Raw genomic sequence first — 14,693 nt, forward strand, 5'->3', positions numbered from 1 at the left:
GCTTTACGTCAGCGCTGTCCCGCCTTAGCGGAACATGGCGCTGATCGATTCTTCATTGCTGATGCGGCGCATGGCTTCAGCGACAACCGGAGCGATGTCCAGCTGGCGGATGCGGCCACAGGCTTGCGCAGCAGCGGACAGCGGGATGGTGTTGGTCACCACCAGCTCGTCCAGTACGGAATTCTCGATGTTCTCGATGGCACGGCCGGACAGCACCGGATGGGTACAGTAGGCGATGACCTTGGCGGCGCCGTGCTCTTTCAGAGCCTTGGCGGCGTGGCCGAGGGTGCCGGCGGTATCGACCATGTCGTCGACCAGTACGCAGGTACGGCCTTCGACATCACCGATGATGTGCATGACTTCAGACTGGTTGGCCTTCGGACGACGCTTGTCGATGATGGCCAGGTCGACGCCCAGGGACTTGGCGACGGCACGAGCGCGCACTACGCCACCGATGTCCGGGGAGACGATCATCAGGTTCTCGAAGCGCTGGTCCTCGATGTCGTCGACCAGTACGGGCGAGCCGTAGATGTTGTCGACGGGGATGTCGAAGAAGCCCTGGATCTGGTCGGCATGCAGGTCAACGGTCAGCACGCGATTGACGCCTACGACTGTCAGCATGTCGGCAACGACCTTGGCGCTGATGGCCACGCGGGCGGAGCGCGGACGGCGATCCTGGCGGGCATAACCGAAGTAGGGGATGACTGCCGTGATACGAGTCGCCGAGGAGCGGCGGAAGGCATCGGCCATTACCACCAGTTCCATCAGGTTGTCGTTGGTCGGTGCGCAGGTCGGCTGGATCAGGAAAACGTCCTTACCACGAACATTTTCATTGATTTCGACACTGATTTCGCCGTCGGAGAATTTACCGACAGAAACGTCACCGAGGGGAATATGCAGCTGCCGTACGACACGGCGTGCCAGATCGGGGTTGGCGTTCCCCGTGAAAACCATCATTTTGGACACGCTGCGGTACCTGTGTCGGCTTGAGGGTAGGCCCGGTTGAGCCAGAAGAAAATGGCAGGGGCGGCTGGATTCGAACCAACGCATGGCAGGATCAAAACCTGCTGCCTTACCGCTTGGCGACGCCCCTGTATCGTACAACCGATTACATTACTTCTTCTCAGGCCAGGCTTTGCAGCTTGCGGTGCAACATCGAGATGTTACGCCCCTGGGCGACAAAACTCGGCAGAGTGGCCGGAAGTTGGCGGCGAACTTTATCAGCATCGCCTTGATTTGGGAAGCTCCCAAATACACAAGCTCCGGTGCCGGTCAATCTCGCTTCGGTAAATTTACCTAGCTGGATCAGTGCGTTACGTACATCCGGGTAACGCTTCTCGACGACCGGCTGGCAGTCGTTATGACCGTCCACCCCGAGAAGGCTGCGAACTTTAATGGGCGGAGTATCCCGTGTCAACTCGGGATCGGAGAAAACTTCTGCTGTGGAGACAAAGACTTGCGGTACGGCGACGAGGAACCAGGGCTCCTCCAGCGTGACCGGTGTGAGCTTCTCGCCGACCCCTTCGGCGAACGCGGCGCGGCCTCGCACGAACACCGGCACGTCGGCGCCGAGCGTCAGGCCCAGGGCAGCGAGGCGCTCTTCGTCCCAGTCGAGATTCCACAGGTGCTTCAGGCCGAGTAGGGTGGTGGCGGCGTCGGAGCTGCCGCCGCCGATGCCGCCGCCCATTGGCAGGCGCTTGTCCAGCCAGATATCGGCGCCCAGTCGGCACCCCGATTGCTCCTGCAGCCGGCGGGCGGCCTTGACGATCAGGTTGCTGTCGTGGGGAACGCCTTCGATCTCGGTGTTCAGGTGGATTTCGCCATCCTCGCGCAGGGCGAAGTGCAGTTCGTCACCGTGGTCGAGGAACTGGAAGAGGGTCTGCAGCTCATGGTAGCCGTCGGGGCGGCGGCCGTTGATGTGCAGGAACAGGTTGAGCTTGGCCGGCGCCGGCAGGGTCAGGCGGTCCCGCATGTCACTGCTGGCCCGCCTGGCTGGCGCCCAGTTGGCGCGGCTGCCAGGTCTTGACCACCAGGGTGACGTCCAGATCCTGGCCATGCAGCTTCAGGCGTTCGGGCAGCCAGTAGCCGTTCTGCTCGCTGTAGCGGGTGTATTCCACGTCCCAGCCGTCCTGTTCGAGCCTGGCCAGGTGGCTGTCGCTGTCCAGGGTCAGGCGGCTCTTGCTGTCCGGCGCGGGCAGGCCGCGAATCCACCAGAGCAGATGGGAAACCGGCAGGCGCCAGCCCATCTGTTGCTCCAGTAGCTCTTCGGGGGAGGCGGCCTCATAGCGGCCCTGGCCGGCGACTTCCAGGGTCACCGCGCCCTCGCGCCCGGTCAGGCGCGCCGCGCCGCGGCCCAGCGGACCGGACAGGCGGATGTCGTAGTAGTCCTGGCGCTGCAGCCAGAACAGGGTGCCGCTGCCGGAGTCCTTGGGCGCGCGAATGCCCACCTTGCCGTCGATCTGCCAGCCGTCGAGGGTGGCGATGCGCGCCTTGTGGGCGTTCCAGGCGGTAGCATTGCCCTGGCCTTCCAGGGACTCGTGGGTGCCGAGGCCGGAGCAGCCGGCGAGCAGGGCGAGGGTGGCGGCCCCGAGCAGATGACGTAAACGCATGGATCAGAGGGTTCCAGAGCCGGTCAGGCGCTTCATGGTGTCGCGCAGGACGGTGCTGTCGGGCTGGGCTTGCAGGGCGGCGGCCCACACCTTGCGGGCTTCGCTCTGCTTGCCCTGGGCCCAGAGCACTTCGCCCAGGTGGGCGGCGACTTCGTGGTCGGGGAAGCGTTCCAGCGCCTTGCGCAGGTAGGTTTCCGCTTCGCTGAGGTTGCCCAGGCGGTAGTTGACCCAGCCCAGGCTGTCGAGAATGGCCGGGTCATCCGGGTTCAGCGAGTGGGCCTTCTGGATCAGGTCGTGGGCCTCGCTGTAGCGGGTGGTGCGGTCGGCCAGGGTGTAGCCTAGCGCGTTGAGCGCCATTGCGTTGTCCGGCTCGCGCTGGATGATCAGGCGCAGGTCCTGCTCCATCTGTGACAGGTCATTGCGCTTCTCGGCGAGCATGGAGCGGGTGTAGAGCAGATTGAGGTCGTCCGGGAACTGCTTGAGGCCTTGCTGGATGGCGTTCCAGGCACGGTCGACCTGGTCGCGGTTGGACAGGCCCTCGGCCTCGATCAGGTACAGCTGGATGGCGTAGTCCGGCTGGCGATCGCGGGCTTCGGCGAGGCGGCGGGAGGCTTCGTCGATGCGCTTCTGGTCGAGCAGGATTTCGCTCTGGCGCAGTTGCGCCGGAAGGAAGTCGTTGCCGGGGCCGACCTGGGCGTATTCCTTGAGGGCGGTTTCCGGGTCCTTCTGCTCCTCGGCCAGGCGGCCCAGGTTGAAGTGGGCGGCGTCGACATGGCTGTCGCGCTCGACCAGTTCCTGCAGGTAGACCTTGGCCTCGTCCCAGGCCTGGGCTTCCAGGCAGACCAGCGCCAGGGAGAAGCGCAGGTCGTCGTCATCGGGGAACTGCTCGACCAGCGCGGAGAACTCGGCCTTGGCTTCGTCCAGGCGGTTCTGTTCCACCAGCAGGCGGGCGTAGGCGAGGTGTACGCGCTTGTCGTCCGGGTGTTCCTTGATGCCGTTCTTGAGCAGCGGTAGCGCTTCGTCGCTGCGCTTCATGCTTTGCAGCAGGCGCGCGCGCAGCAGCAGCGGGGCGACGTCGTGCTTGCTGGCGGCGTTGTCTTCCAGCAGGTGCAGGGCTTCCTGCGGACGGCCGTCCTGTTGCAGCAGCAGGGCCTTGCCGAACAGCAACTGGCCGTTGTCCGGGTACTTTTTCAACAGGCGATCGAAGCTCTGCAGCAGACCCGCGCGGGTGTCCGGGTCGGTCTCGGCGGCGGACAGCGCGAGGAAGTCGAAATGGGTGTCGCCCTGGCCGTTGAGGACTTTCTCCATGTACACCATCGATTCGTCGTACTGCCCGGTGCGCGCCAGCTGGATGGCGGCGGCGCGCTGGGCGTCGAGGTTGTCCGGTGCGGCCTTGGCCCAGATCAGCGAGGTATCCAGGGCTTCCTGGTCGGCGCCCAGGTATTCGGCGATGCGGAAGGCGCGCTCGGCGACCCCCGGGTCCTGGGTGGCGCGGGCCTGCTCGACGTAGTTGGAGAGGGCGATGTCAAAGCGGTTGCGCTGGCCGGCGAGCTCCGCCACCAGCAGCGAGTACAGGGTCTCTTCGCTGAAGGAGCCGTACTTCCGGTCCTTCTGGGCGGCGACGGCCTTGTCCTTCTCGGCGGAAGAACCATCCGGCGTTTTATGGGAAAGGGACTGGCAGCCGCCGAGCAGCAGCAGAGCAGTCAGCAGCGCAAGAGACTTGTTCATAGAGGAAGGACGGTGACCTAACCTGCGAAATGGGACCCATCATGACATAAGGAATGTGGCAATCCCAATGGGCAAGCGTGGCTTCGGGCCTTGTATACGATTTGCAGTGTGCGTTACGTCGCGGGTGGTTGTCCTTCACTGGGCGACGTAGGACAATTGCGGGCTTTCCGATCAGCTCAGCGACTCTGCATGGCCTTCATTGCCCTCGGTATCAACCACAAGACCGCGTCCGTGGCCGTGCGCGAGCGCGTGGCTTTTACTCCCGAGCAGATGGTCGAGGCCTTGCAACTGCTCTGCCGTCTGACGTCCAGCCGCGAAGCCGCCATCCTCTCCACTTGCAACCGCAGCGAGCTCTACCTGGAGATCGAGCATCCGGATGCCGGCGACGTGCTGGCCTGGCTGGCCGATTACCACAACCTGAGTATCGATGACCTGCGCGCTTGCGCCTACGTCCACCAGGACGACGAAGCGGTGCGCCACATGATGCGCGTCGCCGCCGGCCTGGACTCGATGGTGCTCGGCGAGCCGCAGATCCTCGGCCAGATGAAATCCGCCTACGCCGTGGCCCGTGAAGCCGGCACCATCGGCCCGATGCTCGGCCGCCTGTTCCAGGCCACCTTCAGTACCGCCAAGACCGTGCGTACCGACACTGCCATTGGCGAGAACCCGGTGTCCGTGGCCTTCGCCGCGGTGAGCCTGGCCCGGCAGATCTTCAGCGACCTGAGCCGCAGCCAGGCACTGCTGATCGGCGCCGGCGAGACCATCACCCTGGTCGCGCGCCACCTGCATGAGCAGGGCGTGAAGCGCATCGTGGTCGCCAACCGTACCCTGGAGCGCGCCAGCCAGCTGGCCGAGCAGTTCGGCGCTCGCGCCATCCTGCTGGCGGACATGCCCGACGAACTGGTCAACAGCGACATCGTCATCAGCTCCACCGCCAGCCAGTTGCCGATCCTCGGCAAGGGTGCGGTGGAGCGCGCGCTGAAGCAGCGCCGGCACAAGCCGATGTTCATGGTCGACATCGCCGTGCCGCGCGACATCGAGCCGGAAGTCGGCGAGCTGGAAGACGTCTACCTCTATAGCGTCGACGATCTCCACGAGGTGGTCGCCGAGAACCTCAAGAGCCGCCAGGGCGCCGCCCAGGCCGCTGAGGAGTTGGTGGGCGATGGCGTCGTCGATTTCATGGCGCGCCTGCGCGAGCTGGCCGCCGTCGACGTGCTGCGTGCCTACCGCCAGCAGGCCGAGCGCCTGCGCGACGAGGAAACCCAGAAGGCCCAGCGCCTGCTGGCCAACGGCGCCGACCCGATGGAAGTGATCGCCCAGCTCAGCCGTGGCCTGACCAACAAGTTGCTGCACGCGCCCAGCGTGCAGATGAAGAAACTCTCCGCCGAGGGCCGCATCGATGCGCTGGCCGTCGCGCAGGAACTGTTCGCCCTCGAGGAGGGCACTGACAAGCGATGAAAGCGTCCCTCCTGAAAAAGCTGGACATCCTCAGCGACCGCTACGAAGAGCTCACCGCGCTTCTGGGGGACGCCGAGGTGATCAGCGACCAGACCAAGTTCCGCGCCTACTCCCGCGAATACGCGGAAGTGGAGCCGGTCTTCCTTGCCTTCCGCGAGTTCCGCAAGGTGCAGTCGGACCTGGAGGGCGCCCAGGCGCTGCTCAAGGACAGCGACCCGGACCTGCGCGAGATGGCCGAGGAGGAAGTCGCGGAAGCGAAGACCGCACTGGTCGACCTGGAGGACCGCCTGCAGCGCATGCTGCTGCCCAAGGACCCCAACGACGGCCGTAACGTCTTCCTGGAAATCCGCGCCGGCACCGGCGGCGACGAGGCGGCGATCTTCTCCGGCGACCTGTTCCGCATGTACTCGCGTTATGCCGAGAGGCAGGGCTGGCGCGTGGAAATCATGTCCGAGAACGAGGGTGAGCACGGCGGTTATAAAGAGGTGATCGCCCGGGTCGAGGGCGACAATGTCTACGCCAAGCTCAAGTTCGAGTCCGGTGCCCACCGCGTGCAGCGCGTGCCGGAAACCGAATCCCAGGGGCGCATCCACACCTCGGCCTGCACCGTGGCGGTGCTGCCCGAGCCGGACGAGCAGGCGGCCATCGAGATCAACCCGGCCGACCTGCGGGTGGATACCTATCGTTCCTCCGGCGCCGGCGGTCAGCACGTGAACAAGACCGACTCGGCGGTGCGCATCACGCACATTCCCTCGGGTATCGTGGTCGAATGCCAGGAAGAGCGCTCGCAGCACAAGAACCGCGCCAAGGCGATGGCCTGGCTTGCGGCCAAGCTCAACGACCAGCAGCAGGCCGCCGCCCAGCAGGCCATCGCCAGCACGCGCAAGCTGCTGGTCGGTTCGGGTGACCGTTCCGAGCGTATCCGCACCTACAATTTCCCCCAGGGCCGGGTGACCGACCACCGCATCAACCTCACCCTCTATTCCCTGGGCGAAGTGATGGAAGGCGCGGTGGAACAGGTGATCGAGCCCCTGCTGCAAGAGTTCCAGGCCGACCAGTTGGCCGCGCTTGGTGATTGAGAGAGCGGGCGACTGAGAGAGCGACGATGGCAACCATCATGACCCTGCTCAACGAGGCGCAACTGCCGGACTCGCCCAGCGCGCGTCTGGACGCCGAGCTACTGCTCGCCGCCGCGCTGGGCAAGTCGCGCAGTTTCCTGCGTACCTGGCCTGAGCGTGTGGTCAGCCGCGAGGCTCGCGACCTGTTCGACAGCTTCCTCGCCCGTCGTCAGGCCGGCGAGCCGGTGGCCTACATCCTCGGCCGCCAGGGTTTCTGGAGCCTGGACCTGGAAGTTGCGCCGCACACCCTGATCCCGCGCCCGGACACTGAACTGCTGGTGGAAACCGCCCTCGACCTGCTGCCGGCCACGCCGGCCCGCGTGCTCGACCTGGGCACCGGTACCGGCGCCATCGCCCTGGCCCTGGCCTGCGAACGTCCGGGCTGGCAAGTGCTGGGGGTGGACCGCGTGGCCGAGGCCGTGGCTCTGGCCGAGCGCAACCGTGAGCGCCTGGATCTTGCCAATGCCGCCTTCCGTTCCAGCCAGTGGTTCTCCGAGCTGGCCGGCGAGCGCTTCTCGCTGATCGTCAGCAACCCGCCCTACATTCCCAGCGCCGACCCGCACCTCGCGCAGGGCGACGTGCGTTTCGAACCGTCGAGCGCGCTGGTCTCCGGGGCTGACGGCCTGGACGACATCCGCCTGATCGTCGAGCAGGCGCCCGCGCACCTGGAGAACGGTGGCTGGCTGATGCTCGAACATGGCTTCGACCAGGCCGACGCCGTGCGCGACCTGCTGCTGACTCGTGGCTTTGCACACGTGGAAAGCCGCCGCGATCTCGGCGGCCACCAACGTATCAGTCTCGGGAGCTGGACATGCTGAGCGATAACGAACTGCTGCGTTACAGCCGGCAGATCCTGCTCTCGCAGATCGACGTCGACGGCCAACTGCGCCTGAAGGAAAGTCGCGTGCTGATCGTCGGTCTCGGCGGCCTGGGCGCCCCGGTGGCGCTGTATCTGGCCGCCGCCGGCGTCGGCGAGTTGCACCTGGCGGACTTCGACAGCGTCGACCTGACCAATCTGCAGCGGCAGATCATCCACGACACCGACAGCGTCGGCGTGAGTAAGGTGGATTCCGCCATCGTGCGCCTGACCGCGTTGAACCCGGACGTGAAACTGCTCGCCCATCGCCAGGCGCTGGACGCCGATTCCCTTGACGCCGCCGTGGCGGCGGTGGACCTGGTGCTGGACTGCTGCGACAACTTCGGCACTCGCGAGGCGGTGAACGCCGCCTGTGTCGCCGCGAAGAAGCCGCTGGTGAGCGGCGCGGCGATCCGCCTGGAAGGGCAGCTCTCGGTGTTCGACCCGCGCCGCGAGGAAAGCCCCTGCTACCACTGCCTCTACGGCCACGGCAGCGAAGCCGAACTGACCTGCAGCGAGGCCGGCGTGGTCGGCCCGCTGGTGGGCCTGGTGGGCAGCCTGCAGGCGCTTGAAGCGCTGAAGCTGCTGGCCGGCTTTGGCGAGCCGCTGGTGGGACGCTTGCTGCTGATCGACGCCTTGGGTACGCGCTTCCGCGAACTGCGCGTCAAGCGTGATCCGCAGTGCGCCGTGTGCGGAGTGGCGCATGGCTGACGCCGCGCCCATCGGTGTCTTCGACTCCGGCGTCGGCGGGCTCAGCGTCCTTCACGAAATCCGTGCCCGGCTGCCCAACGAGTCGCTGATCTACCTCGCCGACTGCGGACACGTGCCTTACGGCGAGAAGACCCCCGACTACATCCGCGAACGTTGCCGCGCCATCGCCGAGTTCCTACTGGCCCGTGGCGCCAAGGCGCTGGTGCTGGCCTGCAACACCGCCACCGCCGCCGCTGCCGCCGACCTGCGCGAGCTGTACCCGCAGGTGCCGATCGTGGCGATGGAGCCGGCGGTGAAGCCGGCCGCCGAGGCGACCCGCAGCGGCGTGGTCGGCGTCCTGGCGACCACCGGCACGCTCAAGAGCGCACGTTTCGCCGCGTTGCTCGATCGCTTCGCGGGCGATGTGCGGGTGATCACCCAGCCCTGTCCGGGGCTGGTGGAGCGGATCGAGGCCGGCGACTTGAGCGGGCCGCAGACACGCGAGCTGCTGAGGCACTACGTCGAGCCGTTGCTTGCCGAAGGCTGCGACACGCTGATCCTGGGTTGCACCCATTACCCGTTCCTTCGTCCGTTACTGCGTGAGCTGGTTGCGGACGACATCTCGCTGATCGATACCGGCGCCGCCGTGGCGCGTCAGTTGGAGCGCCTGTTGCGGGTGCGCGAGCTGTTGGCGGAGGGGCCGGCGATGCGCTCCGAGTTCTGGACGAGCGGTCCAGTGGAGTCCCTGGAGCAGGTCATGCCGGTATTGTGGGGAAGCGACGAGCCGGTCAGCGCATTCACCGGCTGAAGGAAAATTTACCTGGAATCGACTTTGGTCTGTCGGCCAAGTTCGAGAAGTGGCCTTATAATAACTGGTTATTCGCGGGGATTTTTCATTCAGCTTTCTCATTAAGGATGTGTCGATGAAGAAACTACTCTCGCTGGCCGCTTTGGCCGCTCTCTCCCTGGGGCAAATCGTGAGTGCGCAGGCTGCCGGCCTGACCGGCGCCGTCGGTGCGACCGGCCAGGGCGACATGACCTATCGGCTGGGCCTGGGCTTCGACTGGGACAAGAGCTGGTGGGAGAGTTCCACAGGGCATCTGAGCGGTTATTGGGATGCCGGCTACACCTACTGGTCGGCTGGCGAGCGTGCCGGTGGCCGCCATTCGCTGTCGTTCTCCCCGGTATTCGTGTACGAGTTCTCCGGTGAGTCGGTCAAACCTTTCCTTGAGGCCGGCATCGGCATCGCCGCCTTCACCGGCTCGGAAGTGGGCGACCAGGACCTGGGTGGCGCGCTGACCTTCGAGGATCGCCTCGGCGCGGGCCTGAAGTTCAACGGCGGCCAGGCCGTTGGCGTACGCGCGATGCACTACTCCAACGCGGGTCTTGGCCAGCCCAACGACGGTATCGAGTCCTACAGCCTGTATTTCACGCAGCCTCTGTAACGGACCGTTGATGAAGAAGCCGGACCCTGGGTCCGGCTTTTTTGTGTCCGCTGTCTGTAGGCGCGGCCCTTATTCGCGAAGAGCGAGGTGCCTGGCTTCGGGCTGCTGGTGAGTCCGCTCCTGCAGGGGGACGGCGGTAAATCAGAACGGCTTGGTCGGCAGGTATTTGCCATCCAGGGTGATCACCGCGCGGGAGCCGCCTTCCGGATCCTCGACCTTCTTGACCTCCAGCTTGAAGTTGATGGCGCTGATGAGGCAGTCGCCGAATTTCTCGTGGACCATCGCCAAGGGGGACCCGGAGCTTACCGCCATCGAGCTGGACCCGATGCGGCTGCGGCGCGCGGCGGTGCTGATGCAACGCAAGGGGGGCCTACCAGACCTTCGCCGCGCGCGCCTTCATCGAGGTGGCGGTGGCGGCCCGACAGGAAAAGGCCTGAGCGAGCCGGCTTCCCTGGAGCGTCAGCGCTGCGCGCAGAGGCTTTTGAAGGCGTCCAGCGCTCGCGCCCGCGTGGCGGAAAGATCGACCATCGGCTGTGGATAACCTGCCGCGCCGAACAGCCCCAGCCGTGACGGATCGTGCACCGCGCGGCCTTCCACCCCGGCCAGTTCCGGCAGCCAGCGGCGGATGAAGCGACCGTCCGGGTCGAAGCGCTCGGATTGAGCGATTGGATTGAAAATGCGGAAGTAGGGCACCGCGTCGGTGCCGGTGGACGCGCTCCACTGCCAGCCGCCGTTGTTCGCCGCCAGGTCGCCGTCGATCAGGTGGCGCATGAACCAGCGCTCGCCTTCGCGCCAGTCGATCAGCAGGTTCTTGGTGAGGAACATCGCCACCACCATGCGCAGGCGGTTGTGCATCCAGCCGGTGGCGAGCAGTTGGCGCATCGCCGCATCGATCAGCGGGAAGCCGGTGCGGCCCTGCTGCCAGGCTTCCAGGTCGTTGCGGTCGTGGCGCCAGTTCAGCCTTTCGGTGTCCTCGCGGAAAGGGCAGTGACGGCTTACACGCGGGAAACCGACCAGGATGTGCTTGTAGAACTCGCGCCAGAGCAGTTCGTTGATCCAGCTGAGCGCGCCGCTGCTGCTCTTGCCGTGGTTGCTGGCCAGTGCCGCGTGCAGGCACTGGCGCGGGGAGAGCACTCCGGCGGCGAGGTAGGGCGAGAGTTGGCTGGTGCCTGCGCTGGCGGGGAAGTCGCGGCGTTGGTGATAGACCCCCAGGTGTGCGTCGGCGAAGGCGTCCAGGCGGTCGTGGGCCTCGGTTTCGCCCGCCGGCCAGTGCTCGCGCAACTGGGGTGTCGGTGTTTCGAAGCCCTCGAGGCATTTGGGCAGCGGATCGCTGGCCAGACCAAGCGGCGCTTGCGCGCCCGGCACCGCCTGCAAGGCAGGGATACCCAGCTTGAGCCGCTGGTAGCAGAGCGTGCGGAACTGGCTGTAGACCCGGAAGTAGCCGCCACCCTTGGTGAGCAGGGTGCCAGGGGCGAACAGCAGTTGGTCGAGGTAGCTGCGCAGGTCGATGCCCTGGCTGGCCAGCTCGCGCTTCACGGCGGCGTCCCGGCGGGCTTCGTGCAGGCCGTATTCCTCGTTGACGTGCACCGTCTCGATGCCATGCCTGCGGCAGAGTTCGGCCAGCACGCGGGGGACATCGCTCCAGCGATCCGCCGTGCGCACCAGCAGCGGGATATTGAGTTCGGCAAGCCCGGCGCGTAGCTCACGCAGGTTGCGCAGCCAGAAGTCCACCTTGCAGGCGGCATCGTCGTGCATGTGCCATTGCCCGGGGCTGAGCAGGAATACAGCGATGACCGGCCCGCGTTCGGCTGCGGTGGCGAGTGCGCTGTTGTCGCGCAGGCGCAGGTCGGTGCGCAGCCAGACGAGCTGTCGCCTCATGCCAGCTCCCCGTTGAGCAGGCCGAGTTCGCGCAGGCATTGCAGGGCGCCGACCGGGTCCTGCGCCAGGTGCAGCGGCGCCGCGACCTCGGCCAGTTGTTCCTGGTGGATGCGCGCGGCGGCTCCGGCCAGCAACCGGGGGCACTCGACACCGGCCAGCAGGCGCGGCAACTGGGCGAGATTGAGCGTCTGGCTGGAGTACAGCAGTACCGCGCGTGGCTTCAGGCGTTCCACCGCCAGGGCCAGTTCACCGGGCGGCAGCGGCCAGTCGAAGACTTCCAGCGGGCAGCCGGCGCTGCTGGCCAGCCAGGCGCTGAGCCAGAGCCCCGGTTCCAGCGGGAGTTCGGAGTGGTTCATCAACAGTAGCGGCGCGCCGCGCTGCTGGCGGTTGTGATGGTAGAGGCGGGTACCGAACTTGCTGCGCAGCCAGCCGTGGAAGAATACCCGCTCCAGTTGCGCGCCGAACTGACCCTGCCAGCGTCGTTCCAGTTGCTCCAGCAAGGGCAGCATCAGGTGTTCGCAGAGGGTATGCGCGGGGTAGATCGCCAGCGCGCCGTTGAACAGTTCGTCGAGCTGGCGCTCGCTGATCCGGCCGATGGCGTCGATGCAGTGTTGCAGCAGATCGTCCCAGGGGGAGGCGTCCGGCGCGACGGAGGCCGGGGCGGGGTTGTCCAGCAGGGCGCGGACCTTGCTCACCGCCACGCCCCGGCCCAGCCAGGTGAGGATGGCCTGGATACGCGTGATCTGCGCCTCCGAGTAGAGACGATGCCCCTTGGGCGTACGCTGCGGCGCCACCAGCCCGTAGCGCCGTTCCCAGGCGCGCAGGGTGACGGGGTTGACCCCGGTGCGCCGCGCCACCTCTCGGATGGGCAGCCAGCCGTCGGCCAGGGCCTGGCGGTAATCGTCGTCCGTTTCGCGGTGCGGGTGATCGGGATGCATGGGCTCGGATGTCGTGTCAGGGAGTGGCGCGTGGGCCCGGGCCTTCTGGCTGCCGTTGCAGGTAGGCCTGGTCCTGGAGGTAGGGATGGGGATATCGACGAAAGTGCTGTTTCAGCAGGCTGAGCGGTGCCGCCAACGGGACTACGCCACAGCGGTACTGGTCGATCAGGTGCTGCAGCTCCGACTTCTCCAGGGCGGGCAGGTCGCGCTTGAGGTAGCCGGCCAGGTGCTGCAGCACGTTGCTGTGGGTACCACGGCTGGCGCAGCTCGCCAGCGCCTGCATGAAGTCCCGGATGTAGCGGGCGGCAAAGCTGTCCAGCGGCTGGCTGCTGAGGGTCGCCAGGCGCTGGCCGAGCAGACGGTACTGGCGCGGGTTGTGCGCCATCAGCTGGTACTTGTAGCGCGAGTGGAAGGCGATCAGGCCGGCACGAGTGAGGCCTTGCGTACACAGGGCCTGCCAGGCGGCACAGGCGAAGACGCGGGTGAGGAAGTTCTCGCGCAATACCGGGTCGTCGAGCCGGCTTTCCTCTTCCACCGGCCGCTCCGGGTGCGTCGCGTGCAAGGCTTCGTTGTGCGGCGCGCCTGACGGCTGGCGCGTGACGATATAGCCGCAGACGTTCTGCAACGGTGCGGCCTGTGGCGGATCGCCGGCGTCTACGATTTCCGGGGGCAGCGGAACGAAGTCGAAATGTCGGCCAAGCACTTCCAGGCACAGGCGCGGAGCCTGGTGTTCGCTGAGTGCGTTCAGCAGGTCGAGGCTGATGGCGAGCTGGGGTCTGGGCGTGGGAACAGGCATCTGGGCTGACCGATTTCTTGTACAAGACAAATTGTGTTGTACAACTCTTGATAAGCATAGGTGCGTGTCAGCTCCCACGCAAAGGCAGGGCGAGCAGGCGATGGGGCAGGCGCTGTTCTGCTCCCTCTCCCAAGGGGAGAGGGAGCGAGGATCAGAGGTGTTCCAGCAGGCGGCGAGCGGCTTCCAGGCCGCTCAGCCAGGCGCCTTCGACACGGCCGGACAGGCACCAGTCGCCGCAGGCGTAGATGCCCAGGTCCGCATCGGCCAGGGCGCCGAACTGGTGGGCTTCCATTGGCCGCGCATAGAGCCAGCGGTGGGCGAGGGCGAAGTCGGGGGCGTGCACGGCGCAGCCGATCAGCTCGGCGAAGGCGCCGCGCAGGTGCTCGATCACGCTTTCCTTGGGCAGGTCGATGTGCTGCTTGCTCCAGCCGCTGGCGGCGTGCAGCACCCAGGTATCCAGCTGTTCGTCACGGCCCGGCTTGGAATGGTTGCTGGCCAGCCAGGACAGCGGGCCTTCATGGACGAAGCAGCCTTGCACCGGCGTGTCCAGCGGTTCGCGGAAGGCCAGGGCGACCGCCCAGGTCGGCTCCATTGGAATGCTCGCGGCGGCGGCGGCCAGCTTCGGCGCACTGGCCAGCAGCGCGGCGGCCTGGGGCGCCGGGGTGGCGACCAGTACGCGGCTGTAGGGACCGTGGGTCTGGCCTTCGGAGTCCTGCAGGTGCCAGTGCTCTTCGCCGCGGTAGACCTCGGTGATGCGACAGGTGAAGGTCACCACCTGGCCCTGCAGCAGCGCGCGGGTGATCGCGCTCATTCGCGGCGTGCCGACCCAGCGCGGCTGTTCGTCCGGCGAGGGGCTCAGTTCGCCGTCGCGGTATTGGTACAGGGCCGGGTCCCATTCGGCGACCCAGCCGTGTTCGCGCCATTTCTGGATGGCGTCGAGGAAGCGTCGATCGCGGGCGGTGAAGTATTGCGCGCCGAGATCGAGGGCGCCGGCTTCGCTGCGCTTGCTGGCCATGCGGCCGCCGCTGCCGTGACCCTTGTCGAACAGCTGGACGTCCTGTCCGGCGTCCCGCAGGGCGTGGGCGGCCGAGAGTCCGGCGATACCGGTGCCAATGATGGCAATGGGGGCGCTCATGACGTGCCTCGTTGGTTGTGTTTTTCAGAGTAACGAGCGCGC

13 protein-coding genes, 1 tRNA gene and 2 pseudogenes are annotated in these 14,693 nt (G+C 66.4%); 6 read left to right on the forward strand and 10 right to left on the reverse strand.

Going from position 1 to position 14,693, the window contains the following annotated elements; all coding sequences use genetic code 11:
* Positions 1-24 precede the first annotated feature (24 nt).
* From ACYCAX_RS22090 to ACYCAX_RS22110, 5 genes and pseudogenes are all read right to left on the reverse strand, one after another.
* Positions 25-966, reverse strand: coding sequence for a ribose-phosphate pyrophosphokinase (locus ACYCAX_RS22090; RefSeq protein ID WP_015478849.1), 942 nt, complete (start codon positions 964-966; stop codon positions 25-27).
* A gap of 52 nt (positions 967-1,018) precedes the next feature.
* A tRNA-Gln gene (locus tag ACYCAX_RS22095) sits at positions 1,019-1,093 on the reverse strand.
* Between the two features lie 30 nt (positions 1,094-1,123).
* Positions 1,124-1,972: a 4-(cytidine 5'-diphospho)-2-C-methyl-D-erythritol kinase gene (gene ispE / locus ACYCAX_RS22100; protein WP_460248837.1), complete on the reverse strand. Its 849-nt coding sequence runs from the start codon at positions 1,970-1,972 to the stop codon at positions 1,124-1,126.
* Between the two features lies 1 nt (position 1,973).
* The gene (lolB, locus tag ACYCAX_RS22105) at positions 1,974-2,609 is read right to left on the reverse strand and encodes a lipoprotein insertase outer membrane protein LolB (RefSeq protein ID WP_460248838.1); all 636 of its coding nucleotides are present in this window, start codon (positions 2,607-2,609) and stop codon (positions 1,974-1,976) included.
* 3 nt (positions 2,610-2,612) lie between these two features.
* Positions 2,613-4,380 (reverse strand): annotated as a pseudogene (locus ACYCAX_RS22110) (tetratricopeptide repeat protein).
* Between the two features lie 146 nt (positions 4,381-4,526).
* Between ACYCAX_RS22110 and hemA the strand changes: the two are divergent.
* The 6 genes from hemA to ACYCAX_RS22140 all read left to right on the forward strand — a co-directional run bounded on the left by hemA (position 4,527) and on the right by ACYCAX_RS22140 (position 9,904).
* Positions 4,527-5,795 carry a glutamyl-tRNA reductase gene (gene hemA, locus ACYCAX_RS22115; protein WP_015478845.1) on the forward strand — a complete coding sequence of 423 codons (1,269 nt, stop codon included), beginning with the start codon at positions 4,527-4,529 and terminating at the stop codon, positions 5,793-5,795.
* Entirely contained in the window at positions 5,792-6,874 is a 1,083-nt protein-coding gene (prfA, locus tag ACYCAX_RS22120; RefSeq protein ID WP_460248839.1) for a peptide chain release factor 1, read from the forward strand. Before hemA ends, prfA begins: the two co-directional genes overlap by 4 nt.
* A 26-nt stretch (positions 6,875-6,900) precedes the next feature.
* Positions 6,901-7,731, forward strand: coding sequence for a peptide chain release factor N(5)-glutamine methyltransferase (gene prmC / locus ACYCAX_RS22125; protein ID WP_460248840.1), 831 nt, complete (start codon positions 6,901-6,903; stop codon positions 7,729-7,731).
* Positions 7,725-8,480, forward strand: a complete 756-nt coding sequence (locus ACYCAX_RS22130; RefSeq protein WP_294977688.1) for a molybdopterin-synthase adenylyltransferase MoeB — start codon at positions 7,725-7,727, stop codon at positions 8,478-8,480. Before prmC ends, ACYCAX_RS22130 begins: the two co-directional genes overlap by 7 nt.
* Positions 8,473-9,267, forward strand: a complete 795-nt coding sequence (murI, locus tag ACYCAX_RS22135) for a glutamate racemase (RefSeq protein ID WP_460248841.1) — start codon at positions 8,473-8,475, stop codon at positions 9,265-9,267. Before ACYCAX_RS22130 ends, murI begins: the two co-directional genes overlap by 8 nt.
* A gap of 115 nt (positions 9,268-9,382) precedes the next feature.
* Positions 9,383-9,904: an acyloxyacyl hydrolase gene (locus tag ACYCAX_RS22140; RefSeq protein ID WP_460248842.1), complete on the forward strand. Its 522-nt coding sequence runs from the start codon at positions 9,383-9,385 to the stop codon at positions 9,902-9,904.
* 141 nt (positions 9,905-10,045) lie between these two features.
* Here the strand turns inward: ACYCAX_RS22140 and ACYCAX_RS22145 are convergent.
* The 5 genes and pseudogenes from ACYCAX_RS22145 to ACYCAX_RS22165 form a co-directional block, all read right to left on the reverse strand.
* A pseudogene (locus ACYCAX_RS22145) lies at positions 10,046-10,201 on the reverse strand (cyanase); the annotation flags it as partial.
* A gap of 162 nt (positions 10,202-10,363) precedes the next feature.
* Entirely contained in the window at positions 10,364-11,782 is a 1,419-nt protein-coding gene (phrB, locus tag ACYCAX_RS22150; protein WP_460248843.1) for a deoxyribodipyrimidine photo-lyase, read from the reverse strand.
* Positions 11,779-12,720, reverse strand: coding sequence for a MerR family transcriptional regulator (locus ACYCAX_RS22155; RefSeq protein WP_015478836.1), 942 nt, complete (start codon positions 12,718-12,720; stop codon positions 11,779-11,781). Before ACYCAX_RS22155 ends, phrB begins: the two co-directional genes overlap by 4 nt.
* Positions 12,721-12,736: 16 nt before the next feature.
* Complete coding sequence (locus tag ACYCAX_RS22160; protein WP_460248844.1) at positions 12,737-13,516, reverse strand: YbgA family protein; 780 nt, start codon at positions 13,514-13,516, stop codon at positions 12,737-12,739.
* A 151-nt stretch (positions 13,517-13,667) separates the two neighbouring features.
* Positions 13,668-14,651, reverse strand: coding sequence for an NAD(P)/FAD-dependent oxidoreductase (locus tag ACYCAX_RS22165; RefSeq protein WP_460248845.1), 984 nt, complete (start codon positions 14,649-14,651; stop codon positions 13,668-13,670).
* Between the last annotated feature and the right edge of the window lie 42 nt (positions 14,652-14,693).

It is taken from the genome of Pseudomonas sp. MT3 (assembly GCF_054720805.1).

Bases quoted from the DNA above. Each gene is read 5' to 3' on its own strand.
- ispE (WP_460248837.1), bottom strand. From the start codon at position 1,972: ATGCGGGACCGCCTGACCCTGCCGGCGCCGGCCAAGCTCAACCTGTTC.
- ACYCAX_RS22130 (WP_294977688.1), top strand. From the start codon at position 7,725: ATGCTGAGCGATAACGAACTGCTGCGTTACAGCCGGCAGATCCTGCTC.
- murI (WP_460248841.1), top strand. From the start codon at position 8,473: ATGGCTGACGCCGCGCCCATCGGTGTCTTCGACTCCGGCGTCGGCGGG.
- ACYCAX_RS22140 (WP_460248842.1), top strand. From the start codon at position 9,383: ATGAAGAAACTACTCTCGCTGGCCGCTTTGGCCGCTCTCTCCCTGGGG.
- hemA (WP_015478845.1), top strand. From the start codon at position 4,527: ATGGCCTTCATTGCCCTCGGTATCAACCACAAGACCGCGTCCGTGGCC.
- prfA (WP_460248839.1), top strand. From the start codon at position 5,792: ATGAAAGCGTCCCTCCTGAAAAAGCTGGACATCCTCAGCGACCGCTAC.
- ACYCAX_RS22155 (WP_015478836.1), bottom strand. From the start codon at position 12,720: ATGCATCCCGATCACCCGCACCGCGAAACGGACGACGATTACCGCCAG.
- phrB (WP_460248843.1), bottom strand. From the start codon at position 11,782: ATGAGGCGACAGCTCGTCTGGCTGCGCACCGACCTGCGCCTGCGCGAC.
- lolB (WP_460248838.1), bottom strand. From the start codon at position 2,609: ATGCGTTTACGTCATCTGCTCGGGGCCGCCACCCTCGCCCTGCTCGCC.
- prmC (WP_460248840.1), top strand. From the start codon at position 6,901: ATGGCAACCATCATGACCCTGCTCAACGAGGCGCAACTGCCGGACTCG.
- ACYCAX_RS22165 (WP_460248845.1), bottom strand. From the start codon at position 14,651: ATGAGCGCCCCCATTGCCATCATTGGCACCGGTATCGCCGGACTCTCG.
- ACYCAX_RS22160 (WP_460248844.1), bottom strand. From the start codon at position 13,516: ATGCCTGTTCCCACGCCCAGACCCCAGCTCGCCATCAGCCTCGACCTG.